This window comes from Edaphosphingomonas haloaromaticamans, assembly GCF_001853345.1.
Lineage (GTDB): Bacteria > Pseudomonadota > Alphaproteobacteria > Sphingomonadales > Sphingomonadaceae > Sphingomonas_E > Sphingomonas_E fennica.
On sequence record NZ_MIPT01000001.1, the window covers coordinates 3,138,030 to 3,157,394 of the forward strand.

The following is a 19,365-nucleotide window of genomic DNA, read 5'->3' on the forward strand; positions in this document are numbered from 1 at the left end:
GGCCGAACGGCCGGCCGCCCACCCGTCCGCCGTCAGAACGGCAGCTTGAACCCCGGCGGCAGCGGCAGGCCCGCGCCCATCTTGCTCATTTCCGCATTGGATGCGGTATCGGCCTTGGCGCGCGCATCGTTGAAGGCGGCGGCGACGAGATCCTCCACCATCTGCTTTTCGGACGGCACCAGCAGCGATTCATCGATCGATACGCCCAGGATGCGGCCCTTGGCGGTGGCGCGCACCGTCACCAGGCCGCCGCCCGAAACCCCTTCCACCTCGATCGTATCGAGCTTGGCCTGCGCCTCGCCCATCTGCTTCTGAATATTCTCGGCGGCTTCCTGCGCCGCCTTCATCATCTTCTCGATATCCATCTCAAGCGCTCCTGGCTTCGGCCGCTGTTTCGGGCGGCGTGTAGCCTTCGTATTCGGCATCCGCAAACGCCTCGAACGCGGCGCGCACCACCGGCGTTGCCAGAATGGCGTCGCGCGCGGCGTTTTCGGCCGATTTCTGCTGGTCGAGCAGGCTGGGTTCGGCCGGCCCGTCGCTGATCTCCACCTTCCATGGCTCGGCGAAGAGGTTCCTCAGCAGCGTCGTCAGGTCGCGGATGAAATCGGCGGGCAGCGGCCGGTTGGGCCGCAGCGCCAGCTCCGGCGGGGCATAGCGGACGAGGCCCACGAAATCGTGAAGCTGCTGCCCCAAAAGCGGGCGCTGGCCGTTCACCAGCTCCACCAGCGCCCCGAAGCTGGCCGGCGGGGCCGGCCGCGCAGGCGGTTCGGGGGCCGGGTGGGGGGCAGCCATCAGCGCCGGCTGGGTTTCCGCCGGGGCCGGCCCGCCGGAAGCCTGCGCCGCCGCCGGAACCGCCTCGCCATTGGCAAGCCGGCGCGCCAGCTCGCCCGGATCGGGCAGCGTGGAGGCGTGGACGACGCGCAGCAGCGCCATCTCGGCGGCCTCGATCGGCAGAGCGGCCGCCTGCACCTCGGCATGGCCCTTCAGCAGCAACTGCCACAGCCGGTGGAGCGTGGCGAAGCCCAGCCGCGCCGCCCATTCCGCATGGGCCTCCCGCTCCTCCATCGACAGCGCCGGGTCCTGCCCGCCGCCCGCCTTGGCGCGGGTCACGCCGTGCACCGCCTCCAGCAGGCCGACGAACAGGGTCGCCGGCTCCACGCCCAGATCATATTGATCGCGCACCGCCGCCAGCACGCCGGGGGCGTCGCCGGCCAGCAGCAGCCCGAACAGCCGGCGCACCGCGCCGCGATCGGAAAGGCCCAGCATGTCGCGCACCTGCGCCGCCGTCACCAGCGCGCCCTCGCCCGACGTGCCCGAATGGGCGATCGCCTGATCGAGGATGGAAAGGCCGTCACGCGCGGAGCCTTCCGCCGCGCGGGCGATCAGCGCCAGCGCCTCGGGTTCTGCCTCCACCTTCTCCGCCTCGACGACATGGGCGAAATGCCTGGCCAGCGCCTCCGCCGGAATGCGCTTCAGGTCGAAGCGCTGGCAGCGGGAAAGCACCGTCACCGGGATCTTCTGCACCTCGGTGGTGGCGAGCAGGAACTTCACATGCGCCGGCGGCTCCTCCAGCGTCTTCAGGACGGCGTTGAACGCCGCCTTGGACAGCATGTGCACCTCGTCGATGATGTAGATCTTGTAGCGGGCGGATACGGCCGCATAGCGCACCGCCTCGCTGATCTCGCGCACGTCGTCCACGCCGTTATGGCTGGCGGCGTCGATCTCGATCACGTCGATATGCCGGCCCTCGGCGATCGCGCGGCACGGCTCGCACACGCCGCAGGGATCGATGGTGGGGCCGCCCTGCCCGTCCGGGCCGATGCAGTTGAGCGCCTTGGCGATCAGCCGCGCCGTCGATGTCTTGCCCACCCCGCGCACGCCGGTCAGCAGGAAGGCATGGGCCAGCCGTTCGCGCCGGATGGCATTGGCCAGCGTCTGCACCATCGCATCCTGGCCGATCAGATCAGCGAAGCGCTGCGGACGATATTTGCGCGCGAGGACGCGATAGGGCTGCGGGGATTCGGACATAAGGCGAACCTAGTGGCTGAACCGCCCAGGGGAAAGGGCTGCTAGCCGGCCCACGCCTCCGCCAGCCCCTCGACGCGGAGCACCCGCTCCACCGCGGGCCGGGCGCGGATGCGGGTGCGGTGCGCGATCACGTTGGGCACCAGCGCGGGATCGCCGCGATCGCCCATCCGCAGATAATTGGCGTAAGCGAACAAATAGATGTCGGAAAGGGTGAAGGCGTCGCCATGCACATAGGGCCGCCCGTCGGCCAGCTTCGCCTCGATCAGCGCGAAATAGCGATCGGCAAGCTCTGGCACCTTCGCGCGCAGCGCCGCGGCGGCGGCATCGCCGTCGGCATAGCCGTCCGGGAAGGCGATCTGGCGGAAGGCGACGTGGATGTTGGTCGCGATGAACAGGTTGAACGATTGCACGCGAGCGAAGGCCAGCGCATCGCCAATCGGCGCCAACGCCGCCTCGGGGTAGCGCATCGCGATATAGGAGAGGATGGCCACATTCTCGGTCAGCGGCCCATCTTCGGTCATCAGCGCAGGCACGCGGCCCAGCGGGCTGATCGCCCGATATTCCCCGGTCAGATTCTCGCCGCCGGCATAATCGACGAAATGCAGCCGGTAGGCGGCACCCGCTTCCTCCAGCGCGATGTGCGGAATGATCGAACAGGCCCCGCGCGCGGCATAGAGCGTCAGCATGCCCCCTCCCCCCCTTTTGCTATGGATGAGCGGCTAGCACGGCCACGCGCGGCGCGGCAACGGCGCGGCGGTCAAGGCTCTGAAGCGATGGAGGATGGGTGGGAGCCGGAACGACCCGGAACGAAATCGTTGCGGCTGCTTCCTTCCGGACCTGACCGGGTTGGCGACGGCTCCGTCCGCCCGACTCCCGCGCGCCATATGGGCGAAGGCGCGGGCGAACGCAAGCCATGGCCGGACGCGCGGATCGGGAGGACGGGTGGACCGTCCCCGCCCGCCTCATTTCATTGCAGCGAGGCCGGCACCTTGCCGCCATTGGCCGCCAGCTTCTGCATCACCTGCTTGTGCAGCCAGATGTTCATCGTCGCCGTATCGTTGGTATCGCCGGTATAGCCCAGCTCGTGCGCCAGCTCCCGCCGGTTGGCGAGGCTGGAATCGAGGCCGAGCAACGTCATCAGGTCGACGATCGAGACCCGCCAGTTGGACGGGCGCCCGCTGGCCGCGACAAGGCCGTCCAGTATCTTTTCGACATCCACCGCCTCGATCGGTGCGGGCGCCGCCGGCGCGGCGGGCTGCACGGGCGAAAGTTCGACCGGGACGGTCGGGGCCAATGGCGCATCGGCCTTCGCCTTACCGAAAATGGCATCCTTGATCGAACCGAAAATGCTCATCGCCGCATGCTCCTTCCAGCCCGCCCCTTCGGATCGCGAAAGGCGGGGCGGAGCGCAGAGGCCCCGCCCCATCCCTCACTTCTTGGTAACGACCAGCTCGGTCCGCCGGTTCTTGGCGCGGCCTTCCTCCGTGCCGTTGTCGGCGATCGGATTGGCCTCGCCCATGCCGCCGGTCTGCAGCCGGGCGGCGTCGATGCCGCCCGCGATCATGCTCTGCGCGACCGTGGTGGCCCGCTTCAGCGACAGGGCCTTGTTGGCGGCCGGATCGCCCGTATTGTCGGTATAGCCGACGACCCCGGCGTTAACGTTGGGATAGGCCTTCAGGATGGCGACGAGGGTGTTGACCGTCGCCTGGCTTTCCGGCGTCAGCGCATCGGATGCCGTGTCGAAGTTCAGGTTATCGAACACGAAGGTCTTCGGCGCGGGCTCGCTCGATTCCAGGAACTTCGCGAGGCTGTGGCCGATCGTCCCTGGCGCCACGGATATCGTGCCGCCGCCCGGCAGGGTGAGCGTTTCCACCGCCGCCGTGGAGGCGACGGGGGGCGCTGCCTCCGGCGCCTTGCGGTTGCAGCTCTTCATGCCGAACAGGAGCGCGATCAGCGCCAGCGCCACCAGCAGCAGCGGCCAGAGCTTGCGCAGGCCCCCGGCCGCCGCCTCCGCCCCATGGTCGACGACATGGGCCGCCTGCGCCGCGGCACCGCCGCCCAGCCCCAGCAAGGATCCGATCCCCGCCGGCAACGCGCCGGTGATGTTCGAACGCTGATCTTCCAGCAGCCCCTTCACCGCGGAAGGCGACGGATTGGGACCGGTGCTCTTGCCGATCGCCCCCATCACCAGCGGCGCGGCCAGGGCCAGCAGGCTGGATATGCTGCCGGATTTCGCGCCGACGAGCGACGCCAGCATGTTCGCGATGCCGCTGCCATTGCCGCCGAGCAGCGAGGCGACCATCGGCCCGCCCTGGTTGAGCAGCGATCCGCGCGCCGTATCGTCCCCCACCAGCGCGCCGATATTGTCGAGCGGGTTGCCGCCGCTGAGCGACTGGCTGACGAGATCGGTGATCCGCGCGGCCCCGCCCGGCGCGGAGCTTTGCTGGAGAGCGCCCGCGAACAGCGTGGGAATGACGGCCGCGAGGCCCTTTGTCGTGGTTTCGGGAGATTCGCCGAACGAGCCGGAAATCCTGGAGATCAAGTCCGGTGACACAGCACCGATCACCATCTGGACGAGGTTGGTCATACCGGTCCCCTCCAATCATGAAAAACAATGGCGACTCAATGCCGCCATCGCATCCCAATAATCATTCACATATGGCCATAAATTGAAAGACCTTTGTAAGATCAGACGCGACATGGAACCATTAGATCGCGAATACAGCATTCCACCCGATACAATATGGACCCAAGGCTCGCGATATGCGTTGTGGCCCTTTTTCGCGCGGCGATTATTGTGCAAATGCAGCATTTCATCACGAAACCGAAACAAACCGGTCGCGACCTATCGGCGGAACGGTTTTTCCCAGGCGCGACTCGCCGCTTTCGCCCCGTGCGCGCATCTGCCAGACTGGCCTGATGAAGGGTCGCTTGCTTTTCCGTGCCATCCGGCTGGGCCTGCTGGGCGCCGCATGGCACTTCGCCGGCATTCCGGCCGCCACGGCGCAGCCGATCGAAGGCGCCAATCCGGCGGTGTGGAGCGGCGATGTCGCGGGGCCGCTGGTGCACAAGCCGACGGGTGCCAGCTTTCCGCCATCCTACGGCATCTTCCACCGCAGCCGCGTGCTCGCCCTGACGCCGGACGGCAGCGACGTCGCCCTCAATTATGATGCGCAGGATGGCGATACCCGCACCCGGCTCAGCATCTTCCTCTATCGGCCGCGCGATCCCGCGCAGCACGGGCTGAAAGGCGCGCTCGCCGCCATCGCCGCGCGATCGCCCAAGGCCTTCGTATGGGCGGACGGCCCCTTCGCCATCCCCGCCCCCTCCGCCTCGCCCGTGGCGCTCCGGGCCTTCAAGGGCGCCTACAAGACCGGCATCGGCCCCCAGACGGTGATGGATTATCTCTATCTCGCCGAATTGGGCGCATGGACGGTCAAGGTCCGCGCCACGATCACCCATGTCCGCGATCCTTCGCAGGAGGAGGCGATCGACCTGATCGTGCGGCAATTGCCCTGGGGCACGATCCTGGATGCCAACGGCCCCTGCCAGGGGCCGGCCTGCCGCACGACCGGGGCGATGCCGTTCGACAGCCATATGGTGGAAAGCATGCTGCCCGCCGTGCTGGCCAAGCGGCTGCCCTTCGATCCCGCCGCCGAACGATCGCTGCCGGAAATCGCGCAGGCGCCCGTCCCGCCGCTCGGCGCCGTCGCCATCCGCCAGTCGCGCAAGCCGCCGCTCCTCTATGTGGCGGAGGTGAAGGACCTCGGCACCTTCCGCGCCGTCCGCCTGCCGGACAATCTTTCCGGCATGATCGACAGCGCCTTCGGGAAGCTCTCGATCGCAGGCCCGGTTTACGCCGTGACGATCCAGAGCGAGCCGCCCTCCGGCGCAAAACCGGGAGGCGCGGAGCCCAGCCTGCTCATCCCCCGCTTCTTCGCGGGCGAGCCGACGCCCGCGCAATTCGGCGCGGCCGTGGGCGAATTCGTCCTCCATTCCACCGCATCGCCCTTCGTGACCGTGGCGGAAACCGTGGCGGCGATGGACGCGGAGCCGTGAAGGCGGCTCAATAATCCACGATGGATTCGAACAGGGCCGTCAGCGCCTCGCGCTCGGCCGCGTCGATTTCCGGCCGCCAGATCTCGAACAGCAGCACCACGCGCGTCTCGTCGCCCCGGTTCCAGGCTTCATGCTCGATGCTGTCGTCGAAGATCAGCATCCTGCCCTCTTCCCATTCCCGCGTCTCGTTGCCGACGCGCAGGCCGCAGCCGGGCGGCACGATCAGCGGCAGGTGGCAGATCAGCCGGGTGTTGATCATGCCGTTATGCGGCTGGATGTGCGTGCCGGGGTGAAGGCGGGAGAACAGCGCCATCGGCGATCGGGACCGGATATCCGGCATCGGCGCCGCCCTCAGCGCCGCGACGGTGCGCGGGCAGCGTTCCGCGATCTCGGGGACGAGCGCGCCTTCCTTCCAGATATAGGCAGCCCCCCAGCTCGGATCTTCCAGCAGCACGTTCGGCGGGTTCGGCCGGTCGGTCCGCGCGCGGATATAGGGCGCGAAGCTGTCCTCGTCCCCCATCAGGGCGATCAGTTCCTCGCGGATGGCGGGCGCGGCCGCCTCCAGTTCGGCAACCCACGGAAACTGCTCGCGCTCGTAGAACTGGATTTGCGGCAGGCCGGGAAAATAGAAGCTGTTGGGCTGCTGCAGATAGACCTGCCGGCGTCCCGACAGGATATCCATCGCCTCGGCGAAGCGCCGCCCGGCCCGCATGCCCTGGACCTGCGCCAGCTTCGCTTCCATGTGCGCCTGGAAGCTCTGCCGGTTCGCCTCGATCGCCTGCTCCACCCGCCGCAGGTCCGCCGCGAGCGCGGGGGGCACGCTGCCGTCGCGCGGCGCGGTCTGCAGCGCGCGGGTATAGAAGGCGGAAGCCGCGCGATCGTCGCCCGCCCGCGCCCGACAATCGCCCTTCATCACCAGCCCGCGCAGGCTGTTCGGCTGATCGGCCAGCAGGCGATCGATCGCGGATTCCTCGGCGGCATCGTCGCCGCCCAGCCGGCACGCCTGCGCCAGCAGCAGCCAGGGCGGCGCCACGCCGGCTTTGGGATCGACCAGCGCCTCGAACAGCCGGCGCGCCGTGGCGGCATCGCGCCGCTGCATCGCGGCCACGCCCTCGCGTATCATCGCATCCGCCTGCCCCGCGTCGAACGCCACGTCCCACTCCCCGTTCGGAAAGCCCCTCTATAATCCGCGCCGATCCACACGCAACGGCCGCTTGCCGCCGCGCCAAATCCGCGATCTAATGCGGAAATCATTGAAAAGAGGGGGCGAGTCATGGCGAAGGACTTCCAGGCGGATCATCTCGGCCGGATGAATCTGGCGGATAGGCGCACGGTGCTGCGCGGTGCGGCGGCGGGCGCGGCGCTGTTCGCCCCCGGCGCGGCGCTCGCGGAAAGCGGCGATCTCGCGGCGATCCGCAAGGCGGTGGCCGCCGGCCACGATCAGGCCGTGCAGCGCCTTCAGGACTGGATACGCCTCCCCTCCATCGCCGCCGAGAATCGCGACATGGAAAAAGGCTGCGCGCACATGATGGCGCTCGCCCGCGATGCCGGCTTCCAGCATGTCGAGCGCGTGCCCACCAGCGGCCATCCCGGCGTGTTCGCCACGCTCGATGCCGGCGCGAAAAAGTGGATGGGCATCTACTTCATGTATGACGTGAAGCAATATGATCCCGCCGAATGGTCGGTGCCGCCGGTGGAGGCGCGGCTGATCGACAAGGCCGGCTTCGGCAAGGTCATCATGGGCCGCGGCGCCGTGAACCAGAAGGGGCCGGAAGCGACCTTCCTCGCCGCGCTCCACGCCTTGCGCGCGGCCGGCCGCAAGCTGCCGGTCAACCTCGTCCTCGTCGCCGAGGGCGAGGAGGAGATCGGATCGCCCCATTTCAGCGAGATCGTCCACCGGCCGGACGTGCTGGCGGCGATGAAGAAATGCGTCGGCGTCATCATCCCGACCGGCTGGCAAAGCCCCAGCACCGGCGGCGTGGCGGTGAACCTCGGCGCCAAGGGCGTGATCGAGTTCGAGCTGATCGCCTCCGGCGAAAAATGGGGGCGCGGCCCCGCCAGGGACATCCATTCCAGCGAGAAGGCCCGCGTGGACAGCCCCGCCTGGCGGCTGGTCGCCGCACTCTCCACGCTGGTGACGCCCGACGGCAACATGCCCGTCGTCGACGGTTATATGGACAATGTCCGCCCGCTGACGGCGCGCGAGAAGGCGCTGATCGCCGAGGCCGGGCGGACGATGAGCGAGGCGGACGCCAAGCGCGCGCTGGGGGTCGAGCGCTGGATCGGCGACCTGCCCTGGCAGCAGGCGCTGGAGCGGCTTGCCGCCGTGCCGACGATCAACATCGAAGGGCTGGTTTCGGGCTATACCGGCCCCGGCGGCAAGACGGTGCTTCCCGGCCGCGCCGTCGCCAAGATCGATTGCCGCATCGTGCCCAACCAGACCAAGGACGAGGCCGTCGCCAAGATCCGCGCCCATCTGGACAAGCATGGCTTCCAGGATGTCGAGATGGCGGTTTCCGGCGGCTACGACCCGACCGAGACGGCCGAGGACAGCAAGCTCGTCAAGGCGGAGCTTGCGGTCTATGCCCGCAACAAGGTGCCCACCACTGTCTATCCCCGCCTTGCCGGGTCGTGGCCGGGCGTGGTCTTCACCGGCCAGCCGGTCGGCCTGCCCGCCGGCCAGTTCGGCCTGGGCCATGGCAGCGGGGCGCATGCGCCGGACGAATATTTCGTGATCGAAAGCACCAACCCCAAGATCGCCGGCATGGACGATGCGGCGATGGGCTTCGTCGATTTCCTCTACGAGATCGCGGCGGTGGGCTGATCCCGCCGCCTCAATGCGCGGGCCGGCCGGTGCGGCGCACCTGGATCAGCCCGCGCATCGCGGCCACGTAGAGCGTCCCGTCCGGCGCCAGCGCGATCGATCCCCAATTATTGTTGAACGCGCCGCCATGGCCGGTCGGTATCTTCACCACCTGCCGGCCGGTGCGGAAATCGAGGCCGACGATCGACCAGTCCTGCCCGCCGCCGGGCGCGGGATCGAAGCCGTAGAAATAGGCGATGCCGTTCCCGGTCGCGAGCTTGGGCACCACAGATGGCGACACCAGCGGCGATGTCCACACGATATCGCAGCCGCTTTCGTCCTCGCGGATATCGACGCGGACGATGCCGCCCTCGATCGCGCCCCAGTCCTTCTGGCTGAAGCCGTTGGAGAAGCCGGCATTGTTTTCCAGGATGATCGATCGTCCCCAGCCGATCATCGAATTGTCCGTGGCGCTGGCGCCGGGGGTGAAGACCGGCACGCGGCATATCTCCCGCGCCTCCCCCGGCTTCAGCGCGCCCCGCCGCAGCACGACGATGTTGATGCGCGGATCGGCATTGTCCGCGAAGGTGACGTAGCGATCGCCGATCAATGTCGGCGTCGTTCCGCTGCCCTGGTTGATGCTGCCCACCTTGCGGCCGCCGCCGCGATCATAAGGATGGCGCCAGAGGATGCGCGGCCGGCCGTCCGCGCCGGCGGCCAGCGCATATTGGGCGTGATCGCTGACGATATAGGCGGCGCGATCGTCGACCGCGAAGGCATTCTGTATCTCCTCGCCCGCCAGCCGCGTCTGCGCGACCTTGCCGGTCGCGGGATCGAGCGTGCCGATCCGCCCCTGCCGCGTCACCCACCAGAGCCGCCCGTCCGGCCCCGGCATGACGGTGGTTATCATGTCGCATTCGCCGGACGGGGACCAATTGTCGTAATTCTGGCAGTCGTGCGGCACGTGCGGCGTCATGTCCCAGCGGTTCTCGGGCACGAAGCGCCAGCCCTTGCCGTCGCGCACGGTGGCGATGCGCTGGATGACCTGCCGGCTGTCGGCCAGCACGATCCGGTCCTTGTCGTCGAGGAACAGATAGGCCCCGCCCGACGAATCCCCGAAGATCACGTCCATGTCGCGCCGCACCAGCGCCTGGAAGGTGCTGGGCCGCATCGGCAGGTCATAGGTGGCGAGCGCGTCCAGGCTCGCCGGATCGAGGAGGACGAGGCGGAAGCCGGTGACGCCGCCGCACATCGCCACCGGCTTGCCGTCCGAACGGAAGACGAAGGTGGCGCAGAGCCGTGGCAGCCATGTGCCGGCGGTGCGGGTGCGCACCTCGAGGCCGGGGCCGAACGGCCCGCTCACCGGATGGGTATCGGATTGGTAGCCATCGCCATGCATCGGCGATCGGCCGGGCGGCGGCAGCCCCGGCAGGGCCGGCACGAAGCCCGGCACCGGCGCGGGCTGGAACGCGCTGTCCCAGATGGCGGGCGCGGTCGATTGCCCGGCGATGGGCCGCGCCGCCACATGCTCGCGATTGGCGATCGCCAGAAACAGGAATGGCGCGGCCAATGCCGCCCCCAGCACGCCCAGCCCGATCCAGCGCTTGCGCATATCAGCCCCCCTCCCGGGCGCGCGATGCGGCTTTTGCCCGTCACGCCCGATGGATGAGGATGCCGATAATCTCGGGGTGGCGCTAGATCAGATAGCCCAGCTCATAACAGCCCCAGCGCCGGCCCGCGAAGCGCAGCGGCACGAACACGCTGCGCAGCGGCCGATAACGCCCCTCCCCCAGGTCCTGCCGATAAGTGTAGAGGAACCAGTCGCCCTCGCGGTCGAGCGCGTCGCGCGTCTGGTGATCCATGAAGATCTGGCGGTTGCGGGCATTCTCCAGGTTCCAGCGGCGATCGCCGGCCCGCTGCGGCTGGCTCCGCGTCGAGATATGCGTGGGCAGGTGGCCGTTGCGATCGATCAGGCAGCAGCCGACGATGGCGGAGTGCCGGGCCGTCGCCGCATCCAGCAGCGGGCGGATCGCGGCGTCGGCGAAGGGCACGAAGCGCGTCAGGAATTGCGGCGGATCGCTGCCGGGGATCGCGGCATAAGCGGTGTCGAAAAGATCGGCCTCGGCCAGGGCGCCCTCCGCCAGCGCCGCCGCGATCGCGGTCTCCACGCCCGCCGCCGCCTCCCGCGCCATGGCGATGAACGGCTGGTCGGGCGTGGCGATGCCGCTGTGCGCCACCTGATCCAGCATCCGGTTGGAGGCCGCTTCCAGCTCGTCCAGCCGCTGCCGAGTGCGGGCGAGCGCGCTGGCATTCTCGGTCCCGCGCAGCAGGAAATCCTCCAGCCCGGCATCCAGCGTCGCGACATGGCCCGTAACCTCGCGCCCGGCCCGCTCGATCGCGGCGGATCGCTCGTCGAACTGGGTTACCAGCGCGGCGATCGCCCGCAGCGCGCCGCTGATGTCGCCCGTGCGGCTGCGCGCGACGCGGCCGCGCTCCGTGCCCGATCGCATGCCCCCGATCACGCGCCGCGCGCTGCCGTCGAGCCGTTCGATGCCGTCCCGCACGGCGGCCGTGGCGCTGCGCGCGCTGCCGGCCAGCCGCTTCACCTCGCCCGCCACCGCGGCAAAGCCGCTCGCGGCATGGCCGGCGCGCGCCGCCTCGATCGTCGCGTTGATCGCCAGCATGCCCGTCTGCCGGGCGATAGCGTCGAGCTGGCCGGAAATCGCCGCCACATGCTCGATGGCGCGGGTGAAGCCCTCAAGCTCGTCCCCCACGGCCACGACATGATCGATCAGCCCGCCAATCTCGTCGAGCGCCGCCACCGCGTCATCATGGCTGGTGCGGATCAGGTCGGTCGCGTGCCGGGCGACGCGGCGGATCTCGACGGCGGCGTCATCGGCCTCCTGCTGCGAGGCGTTGAGCCGGGCGACGCTGGCGCGCAACGATTCCAGCCGGCCATGATCGTCCTCGATCCGCTGGTTGACCTGGGCGACGAAGCCCGCGACGTCGCTGCACTGCAACGCAAAATCGCCGCACCGCTCGCCCAGCCGCGCCAGATGCTCGTCCGTCCCCAGCCTCGCCAGCAATTTGGCCCCCACGCCCCGGATGCCGCATCCGTTGATGCAGTGCGGCGACCTATCGATGGCCATGGTAAAATTGCGGTAAATTCTGGCCCAGCGTGCGATTTGGGCGATAGGAAAGCGAATGGCCGACCTGCCCGATCACCCTTCCGAAACCCCTTTACATCCACTCGATGCTGCCCCGTCCGGGCGCGGAGCCACGCGTTTCGCGCAGATCCGGCTCCGGCTGGAACGGATCGAGCCGCGCCGGGGATGGCCGGCTCACGTCTACGAATTCCTGCTGTTCGGCTTCAAGCAAGGCTGGGCCTGCCTTTTCGGCGGGCTTCTGCTCGCGCTGCTGTTGGGCACCCATCTGTTCTATCCGGATCACGCCCCGATCGCGCGATACGACTTTCTGACCATCGCGGCCATCCTCATCCAGATCGGCATGCTCGCGCTGCGCCTTGAAAATCTGGAAGAGGCGAAGGTGATCCTCGCTTTTCACGTCGTCGGCACCGTCATGGAATTGTTCAAGACGACCGCCGGATCATGGACCTATCCCGAAACCAGCTTTCTGCGGATCGGCGGAGTTCCCCTGTTTTCCGGCTTCATGTATGCGGCGGTCGGCAGCTATATCGCCCGCATCTGGCGCATATTCGATTTCAGCTTCGATCATTATCCGCCACGATGGCAGACGATCGCGCTGGCGGGGGCGATATATGCCAACTTCTTCACCCACCATTGGCTGCCGGATATCCGGCTCGCCCTGTTCGCAGCCACGGCGCTGATCTTCGGCCGAACCATGATCTGGTTCACCCCGCATCGCGCCGCGCGACCGATGCCCCTGCTCGTCGGTTTCTTGCTGGCCGCCTTGTTCATCTGGTTCGCGGAAAATCTGGCAACCTTCAGCCGCGCCTGGGTTTATCCCGATCAGGCAGGAGGCTGGACGATGGTGTCCCCTGCCAAGCTTGGCGCATGGTATCTGCTGATGATCATCAGCTTCGTGCTCGTTTCGCTTGTCCATCGGCCACGGGCGCGGCAAGGCTAGGGCATGTTCTTCTCTTTCCTGGATGAGCTGCGCTCCGCCGGCATTCCGGCCTCGATCAAGGAGCATCTGGTGCTGCTCGAGGCGCTGGAGCGCGACGTGATCGCGCGGCGGCCGGAGGAATTCTATTATCTGGCCCGCGCCGTCTTCGTGAAGGACGAAGGGCTGCTCGATCGGTTCGACCAGGTGTTCGCCAAGGTCTTCAAGGGCATAGAGGGCGGATATGGCACCGCCGAGGCCGAGCTGCCCGAGGAATGGCTGCGCAAGGTCGCCGATCTTTATCTGACGCCCGAGCAGATGGAGGAGATCAAGTCGCTCGGTTCCTGGGAAGAGATTATGGAGACGCTGAAGAAGCGGCTCGAGGAGCAGGAGGGCCGGCACCAGGGCGGCAGCAAGTGGATCGGCACCGGCGGCACCTCCCCCTACGGCAATAGCGGCTACAATCCCGAAGGCGTGCGCATCGGCGGCGAGAGCCGGCACAAGCGCGCGGTGAAGGTGTGGGACAAGCGCGAGTTCCGCAACCTCGATTCCACACGCGAGCTTGGCACCCGCAACATCAAGGTGGCGCTGCGCCGGCTGCGCCGCTTCGCGCGGGAGGGCGCCGCCGACGAGCTCGACCTCGACGCCACGATCAACGGCACCGCGCGCAAGGGCTGGCTGGACGTGCAGATGCGGCCCGAACGGCACAATGCGGTGAAGCTGCTGCTGTTCCTGGACGTCGGCGGATCGATGGACCTGCATATCAAGCTGTGCGAGGAGCTGTTCTCCGCCGCCACCGCCGAATTCAAGAATCTGGAATTCTTCTACTTCCACAACTGCCTGTATGAAGGCGTGTGGAAGGACAACCGCCGTCGCTTCGCGGAACGGATTCCGACCTGGGATATCCTCCACAAATATGGGCATGATTATAAGCTGGTCTTCGTCGGCGACGCGGCGATGAGCCCTTATGAGATCACCCATCCCGGTGGATCGGTGGAGCATTATAACGAGGAGGCGGGACATGTGTGGATGCACCGCATCACCAACACCTATCCCGCCGCCGCGTGGCTGAACCCGACGCCCGAGGAACATTGGGGCTATTCCCAGTCCACCCGCATCCTCCGCGAGCTGATGGGCGACCGCATGTATCCCCTCACCCTCGAGGGGCTGGACGATGCGATGCGGGCGCTCAGCCGCAAATTCTGAATTCATGGAGCCCAAGATGACCATCGCCCGCCTGCCGCTGCTGATCGCCATGATCGGCGCGATCGCCGCCCCCGCGGCCGCGCAGCAGCAGATCAAGACGCCGCCCAACGCCTTCAGCGATCGCCTGGCCAGCCTCAGCGAATTGCAGCGCCATGCGGCGCTCCGCCGCGCGATCCTGGATTCGGGGCAATATTGCAAGCGCGTGGAATGGAGCGCGAAACAGCAGCAATATAAGAATCTGGTGATGTGGGTGGCGCGCTGCAATCCGGACGGCGACAAGGCCGTCTATATCGGCCCCGACGGCACGGTGCAGGTCCGCGACTGCAAGGAGGCCGCGACGCTGAAACTGCCGGCATGCCGGGTGCCGCCTGCCCAGCCCGCCGCCGCGCGGAAATAACCGCCAATACCGGATCGGAAGCCGCCCGGCAGCGGCCTGACATTCATCCTTCACGTCACCCCGGATTTGGTCCGGGGTCCACCGTGCGACAAGCGCCCGAGGTCGAAGGTCCCGGCTCNGGCATTCGTCGCGAGATGCCCCCCGGATCAAGTTCGGAACGACGAAGCTTTCTGGGCGTCGCCCGCGCCCTGCTTCTCCATCCGCCTCAAGCCGTAAGCTGCATGCGCCAGATCACGCGCCACCCGGCGTCGCGCCGGGCCAGCGCCAGAATCTCGCGGCCGTTCGCCTCATGCTCGCCGTCGCCATCGGCCCAGGCCATGTGCCAGCCATATTCGATCACGGCCGCCGGGCCGCGTTCGGTGACGATATGATCGAAGGCCCGGAACGCCCGTATCTCGGAACGGCGCATGAAAGCGCGATAGCTTTCGATGGCTGCGTCCAGCCCCGATATCCTCTGCGATCCGCCCGGCGCGACCATCACGACGTCCTCGGCAAGATAGGCCGCCAGATCGCCGAACCTTTGCTCCAGCCAGCAACGGTCCATCGCCTCGGTGAAGCCGGCCAGCGCCGCGTCCATGGCGCCACCTCCTTTTTTATGCCGCCTTGTGCAGCACGCCTCCGGCCAACGCTTCAGGCGCGCCGGTGGTGCCCGGGAAGCTGATCGGCCGTCCCTTCAGGCTGCGCACCGCCATATAGGCGAAGCCTTCCGCCTCGGTGGCGTCGCCGTTCCAGCCGAGCGCCTCGATCGGCTCGGGCCTCAATCCGCAGGCCTCGCCCAGCATCGCCATCAGCGTGGCATTGTGGCGCCCGCCGCCGGCCACGATCAGCCGCTTCGGCGCCGACGGCAGCAACCGCAGCCCGCGCTCGACGGTGAGCGCGGTGAAGGCGGTCAGCGTGGTGGCGCCATCGGCCGGCGAGAGCCCCGCCACGGCATCCAGCGCGAAATCCGATCGATCGAGTGACTTGGGCGGCGGCTGGTCGAACCAGGGATTGGCGAGCATGCCCTTCAGCACCGCCTCGTCCACCCGGCCGGTCGCGGCGAAGGCCCCGTTCTCGTCATAGGGCCGCCCGGCATGGCGTTCCATCCAGTCGTCGATCAGGCCGTTGGCCGGGCCGGTGTCGAAGGCGATCAGGTCATCTTCCGCCTCGCCAATCCAGGTGATGTTGCCGACGCCGCCCAGGTTCAGGATCGCCAGCGGCTTGGTCTCCCCGGCGGCCAGCGCGCGGTGATAGACCGGAAGCAGCGGCGCCCCCTGCCCGCCGGCCGCGACATCGGCGCTGCGCAGGTCGTTCACCACGCTGATGCCCAGCGCCGCCGCCATGGCCGGCCCGTCGCCTATCTGCCAGGTCCAGCCGCGATCGGGCCGGTGGGCGATCGTCTGGCCGTGGAAGCCGATCACCGCCACGTCCGCCGGCGATATCTGCGCATCGACCAGCAGCTTGCGCACCGCCAATATATGGCTGCGGGTGACGAGATCCTCCGCCGCCAGTATCTCGGGATTGGAGCGCGGGCTGTCGAAAGCGAGGGCCAGTTCGGTCGCCGCGCGCAGGGTGGCGCGCGCCGCTTCGGAATAAGGCTCCCCCCGGAAGGCCAGCGGCCGGACATGCGCCTCGCCGTCCGTCTCGATCAGCGCCGCGTCCACGCCATCCAGCGACGTGCCGGACATCAGGCCGACCGCCAGCACGACATCGCTCATGAATCGAACCTCTCCGGATGGTCGCGCCGGGCCGCGCGTTCGGCGCGGGCCAGCAGGAAACGCATCTCCATCGCACCCTCCGCCGTCAGCGGCAAGGCGAGCCTGGCGGCGCGCGCGCGGATATCCTCAAGCTCGCGATCGGCGATGCGGATGCCGATGAAATCGGCCCAGTCCCAGCCCTGCGCATCCTCGCCGGCAAAGGCCGCGCGCAGATAATGGGCCACCTCCTCGGCGGAACGCTCCATCGGCCGTTCGGTCAGCCTGACGATCAGCGCGATGGGAATGGCGACGGGCGCCAGCGCGATGGTGAGCGCGGCATCCGCCACGTCCCGCCAGGTCCAGCTCCGCGCCCTCGCCACCCATTCGCCCAGCACGTCCTGCTCCCGCTCCATGATCCGCGTCGATCATGGACGATATCGGGTCTCGGGCGTCAATCCGAAACCCCGGAACCCTGGAAAGCGGGAAGATCAGCCGCGCATCATCAGGCAATCATATTCCAGCACGGTGCCGTCGGGCATGCGGTTGACGACGAACAGGTCGGCCAGCCGGAAGCCCAATTTCTCATATTCGCTCAGCGAATCGGTATAATGGACCATGCCTTCATAGAGCGGCACCACCGATACCTCGGACTGGAGCAGCCGCACCTGATCGATCAGCGCGCCGGCGCCGGCCACCACATTGGCGTCGAACCCCTGCGTGTCCATCTTCAGGAAGATGCGCGCGTCGGGCACGATCTCGCGGATCATCGGCAGGAAGCCGTCCAGCCGCTTCACCTCCACCGTTTCCACCTGCGTGCGCGATCCCTTGCCCTTCAGCGGCAGGAAGGAGCTGAGCACCGTCTCGTCATCCTCGCCGGTCACGATCATGTTGAAGTCGGCGGTGCCGTCTTCCTTCCCCAGCGCGCAGGCCATGGCGTGCCAGTTCGGATCGCCGTTCCGCTTGGCGGCGATGGCGGGCGCGTTGGCGGCCAGCGGCTCGAACGTCATGATCGCGCCCGTATAGCCGGACTGGCGCAGATGCTGGGACCAGAAGCCGCGATTGGCCCCCACGTCCAGCACCAGGTTGATGTCCAGCTTGCGGATCAGCCGCATCGTCCGCGCCTGCTGGTCGAAGGCGCGGAACGAGGCGACGTCCGGCACATGCGCCCCGGCGGCGATCGCCCTGTGCCCCAGGCTGGCGGCAATACGCTTCAGCATCGGCTTCCTCGGCCATGATTTGCGGAACAGGACGCACCGTCCCATCCGGACGATGCGGAGCGGTGGGCGATAATTCACAACGATATCCGCCGGCCGAATATCCCCTCTTCTGAATTACCCCTTTCGGATAGTATCCCGTCGCGCGGGCGGCGGCGCGGGCAGGACGGCGAAGCCGCTCTTGGCGCTACCCTCGGCCATTTTCGCGTGCTAGATGCCCGCGCGCCATGACCGAATATGCTTCCGATCTGCTGCGCCTCCTCGATAGCCGGGGCTACATCCACCAGCTCACCGACGCGGCGGGGCTCGATGCCCTTGCCGCGCACCAGATCGTGCCGGGCTATATCGGCTTCGATCCGACGGCGCCGTCGCTGCATGTCGGCCATCTCGTCTCGATCATGATGCTGCGCCAGTTGCAGCGCGCGGGCCATAAGCCCATCGTGGTGATGGGCGGCGGCACCGGCAAGATCGGCGATCCCAGCTTCAAGGACGAGGCGCGCAGCCTGCTGACGACCGAGACGATCGCCGCCAATGTCGCGTCGATCCGGCGCGTGTTCGAACGCTTCCTCACCTTCGGCGACGGCCCGAGCGACGCGATCATGGTCGACAATGCCGAATGGCTGGACCGGCTGGAATATATCCCCTTCCTGCGGGACATCGGCCAGCATTTCTCGGTCAACCGGATGCTCAGCTTCGATTCCGTCAAGCTCAGGCTCGATCGCGAACAGTCGCTCAGCTTCCTCGAATTCAATTACATGATCCTCCAGGCCTATGATTTCCTGGAGCTTTCGCGCCGCGTCGGCTGCCGCTTGCAGATGGGCGGGTCCGATCAGTGGGGCAATATCGTCAACGGGGTGGAGCTTGCCCGCCGCGTGGACGGCACCCAGGTCTTCGGCCTTACCACCCCGCTCCTCACCAATGCCGATGGCACCAAGATGGGCAAGACGGTGGGCGGCGCCGTGTGGCTGAACGAGGATCAGCTTTCCCATTTCGATTACTGGCAGTTCTGGCGGAATACCGACGATCGCGATGTCGCCTCCCGCCTGCGCCTGTTCACCGATCTGCCGCTCGACGAGATCGACCGGCTGGCCGCGCTCCGGGGCGCCGAGATCAACGAGGCCAAGATCGTCCTCGCCAATGCCGCGACCGCCTTGTGTCGGGGGGCCGAGGCCGCGGCGCAGGCCGCCGAAACCGCGCGCCGCACCTTCGAGGAAGGGGCCGCCGGCGATGCGCTCCCCAGCTTCGCGGTGGCGGGCGGATCGATCGCGATCGTCGATGCGCTGGTCGGGCTCGGCCTCGCCGCCTCCAAGGGCGAGGCCCGCCGCCTCATCAAGGGCGGCGGCGCACGCGTGGATGGCGAGAAGGTGACGGACGAGGCGCTCGTCGTCTCGGTCGGGGCCGATCCGGTGCGCATCTCCTCCGGCAAGAAGCATCATGGCGTCCTGACGGCAGGCTGAAGGGAAGGCGCGCTTCCCTCGCTTCGTCGCATTAACCACCTGCGTTGTCGGGTGATTAACCGCCGGGGTTCAGCTTGAAGCCTGTATTTCCGGGGCAGGTGTCATGGCTTCACAGGGACTCGCGCGTCATCTCTTCGAAGTGGAGAAACGCCGCGTCGCGCGCGACGATGTGTTCCTGCGCACCACCATCCGCCTGCCCGGATCGCAGGAAATCCCGGCGGAAATCATCAACATCTCCCGCTTCGGCTTCATGGCGCGCATGGCCGCCATCGTCGCGCAGGAAGCCAGCGTCGATATCCGCCTGCCGGACGGCAGCGAACGGCGCGCCCGCGTCGCCTGGGCGCTCGGCAATCGCATCGGCGCGGAATTCCGCCCCGCCATGGATGCGGAGGAATATCGCATCCTCTTTGAAACGCTGGATAATCCCGAAGGCTGATCCGCC

General features: G+C 67.7%; 19 protein-coding genes and 1 other RNA gene. 7 read left to right on the forward strand and 13 right to left on the reverse strand.

Annotated elements, in window-relative coordinates; all coding sequences use genetic code 11:
- Positions 1-32: 32 nt before the first annotated feature.
- From BHE75_RS14495 to BHE75_RS14520, 6 genes are all read right to left on the reverse strand, one after another.
- Positions 33-365, reverse strand: a complete 333-nt coding sequence (locus BHE75_RS14495; RefSeq protein ID WP_015457490.1) for a YbaB/EbfC family nucleoid-associated protein — start codon at positions 363-365, stop codon at positions 33-35.
- A gap of 1 nt (position 366) precedes the next feature.
- Positions 367-2,028, reverse strand: coding sequence for a DNA polymerase III subunit gamma/tau (locus tag BHE75_RS14500; protein ID WP_070934298.1), 1,662 nt, complete (start codon positions 2,026-2,028; stop codon positions 367-369).
- Positions 2,029-2,069: 41 nt separating this feature from the next.
- Positions 2,070-2,714: a glutathione S-transferase family protein gene (locus BHE75_RS14505; protein ID WP_015457492.1), complete on the reverse strand. Its 645-nt coding sequence runs from the start codon at positions 2,712-2,714 to the stop codon at positions 2,070-2,072.
- A gap of 94 nt (positions 2,715-2,808) precedes the next feature.
- Positions 2,809-2,906: signal recognition particle sRNA small type (gene ffs / locus BHE75_RS14510), an RNA gene on the reverse strand.
- Positions 2,907-2,995: 89 nt separating this feature from the next.
- Complete coding sequence (locus tag BHE75_RS14515) at positions 2,996-3,382, reverse strand: DUF3597 domain-containing protein (RefSeq protein WP_070934299.1); 387 nt, start codon at positions 3,380-3,382, stop codon at positions 2,996-2,998.
- A gap of 75 nt (positions 3,383-3,457) precedes the next feature.
- Positions 3,458-4,615: an OmpA family protein gene (locus BHE75_RS14520; protein WP_015457494.1), complete on the reverse strand. Its 1,158-nt coding sequence runs from the start codon at positions 4,613-4,615 to the stop codon at positions 3,458-3,460.
- Between the two features lie 344 nt (positions 4,616-4,959).
- Here BHE75_RS14520 and BHE75_RS14525 point away from each other — a divergent pair, with 344 nt between their 5' ends.
- Positions 4,960-6,087 carry a hypothetical protein gene (locus BHE75_RS14525; RefSeq protein WP_139181732.1) on the forward strand — a complete coding sequence of 376 codons (1,128 nt, stop codon included), beginning with the start codon at positions 4,960-4,962 and terminating at the stop codon, positions 6,085-6,087.
- 7 nt (positions 6,088-6,094) lie between these two features.
- Here the strand turns inward: BHE75_RS14525 and BHE75_RS14530 are convergent, their stop codons facing one another.
- Positions 6,095-7,240, reverse strand: a complete 1,146-nt coding sequence (locus BHE75_RS14530; RefSeq protein ID WP_254684459.1) for an aspartyl/asparaginyl beta-hydroxylase domain-containing protein — start codon at positions 7,238-7,240, stop codon at positions 6,095-6,097.
- A 120-nt stretch (positions 7,241-7,360) separates the two neighbouring features.
- Between BHE75_RS14530 and BHE75_RS14535 the strand changes: the two genes are divergently transcribed.
- Entirely contained in the window at positions 7,361-8,911 is a 1,551-nt protein-coding gene (locus tag BHE75_RS14535) for a M20/M25/M40 family metallo-hydrolase (protein WP_084653228.1), read from the forward strand.
- 10 nt (positions 8,912-8,921) lie between these two features.
- On the opposite strand, the gene BHE75_RS14540 is transcribed toward BHE75_RS14535, so the two are convergent.
- A complete protein-coding gene (locus BHE75_RS14540) occupies positions 8,922-10,502 on the reverse strand; it encodes a hypothetical protein (RefSeq protein ID WP_084653230.1) in 1,581 nt (526 codons plus the stop codon).
- An 82-nt stretch (positions 10,503-10,584) separates the two neighbouring features.
- Positions 10,585-12,039 carry a methyl-accepting chemotaxis protein gene (locus tag BHE75_RS14545; protein ID WP_254684460.1) on the reverse strand — a complete coding sequence of 485 codons (1,455 nt, stop codon included), beginning with the start codon at positions 12,037-12,039 and terminating at the stop codon, positions 10,585-10,587.
- Positions 12,040-12,094: 55 nt separating this feature from the next.
- Between BHE75_RS14545 and BHE75_RS14550 the strand changes: the two genes are divergently transcribed.
- Genes BHE75_RS14550 through BHE75_RS14560 form a run of 3 tightly spaced genes read left to right on the forward strand, consistent with a single transcriptional unit; the run spans position 12,095 to position 14,576 of the window.
- The gene (locus BHE75_RS14550) at positions 12,095-12,997 is read left to right on the forward strand and encodes a DUF817 domain-containing protein (protein ID WP_254684461.1); all 903 of its coding nucleotides are present in this window, start codon (positions 12,095-12,097) and stop codon (positions 12,995-12,997) included.
- A gap of 3 nt (positions 12,998-13,000) precedes the next feature.
- Positions 13,001-14,179, forward strand: coding sequence for a vWA domain-containing protein (locus BHE75_RS14555; RefSeq protein WP_070934301.1), 1,179 nt, complete (start codon positions 13,001-13,003; stop codon positions 14,177-14,179).
- Between the two features lie 16 nt (positions 14,180-14,195).
- Positions 14,196-14,576 carry a hypothetical protein gene (locus tag BHE75_RS14560; protein ID WP_084653518.1) on the forward strand — a complete coding sequence of 127 codons (381 nt, stop codon included), beginning with the start codon at positions 14,196-14,198 and terminating at the stop codon, positions 14,574-14,576.
- A gap of 205 nt (positions 14,577-14,781) precedes the next feature.
- Here BHE75_RS14560 and BHE75_RS14565 read toward each other — a convergent pair whose 3' ends face one another.
- The 4 genes from BHE75_RS14565 to BHE75_RS14580 all read right to left on the reverse strand — a co-directional run bounded on the left by BHE75_RS14565 (position 14,782) and on the right by BHE75_RS14580 (position 17,469).
- Positions 14,782-15,153 (reverse strand): DUF4440 domain-containing protein, encoded by a 372-nt coding sequence (locus tag BHE75_RS14565; RefSeq protein ID WP_070934303.1) that lies wholly within the window; start codon positions 15,151-15,153, stop codon positions 14,782-14,784.
- A gap of 16 nt (positions 15,154-15,169) precedes the next feature.
- Complete coding sequence (locus BHE75_RS14570) at positions 15,170-16,273, reverse strand: anhydro-N-acetylmuramic acid kinase (RefSeq protein WP_084653232.1); 1,104 nt, start codon at positions 16,271-16,273, stop codon at positions 15,170-15,172.
- Positions 16,270-16,665 carry a hypothetical protein gene (locus BHE75_RS14575; protein WP_070934304.1) on the reverse strand — a complete coding sequence of 132 codons (396 nt, stop codon included), beginning with the start codon at positions 16,663-16,665 and terminating at the stop codon, positions 16,270-16,272. The genes BHE75_RS14570 and BHE75_RS14575 overlap by 4 nt, the downstream gene beginning before the upstream one ends.
- A 75-nt stretch (positions 16,666-16,740) precedes the next feature.
- Positions 16,741-17,469, reverse strand: coding sequence for an FkbM family methyltransferase (locus BHE75_RS14580; RefSeq protein WP_015457510.1), 729 nt, complete (start codon positions 17,467-17,469; stop codon positions 16,741-16,743).
- A gap of 224 nt (positions 17,470-17,693) precedes the next feature.
- Here BHE75_RS14580 and tyrS point away from each other — a divergent pair, with 224 nt between their 5' ends.
- Complete coding sequence (gene tyrS / locus BHE75_RS14585; RefSeq protein ID WP_070934305.1) at positions 17,694-18,923, forward strand: tyrosine--tRNA ligase; 1,230 nt, start codon at positions 17,694-17,696, stop codon at positions 18,921-18,923.
- Between the two features lie 103 nt (positions 18,924-19,026).
- Positions 19,027-19,359 (forward strand): hypothetical protein, encoded by a 333-nt coding sequence (locus BHE75_RS14590; RefSeq protein WP_015457512.1) that lies wholly within the window; start codon positions 19,027-19,029, stop codon positions 19,357-19,359.
- Positions 19,360-19,365 lie beyond the last annotated feature (6 nt).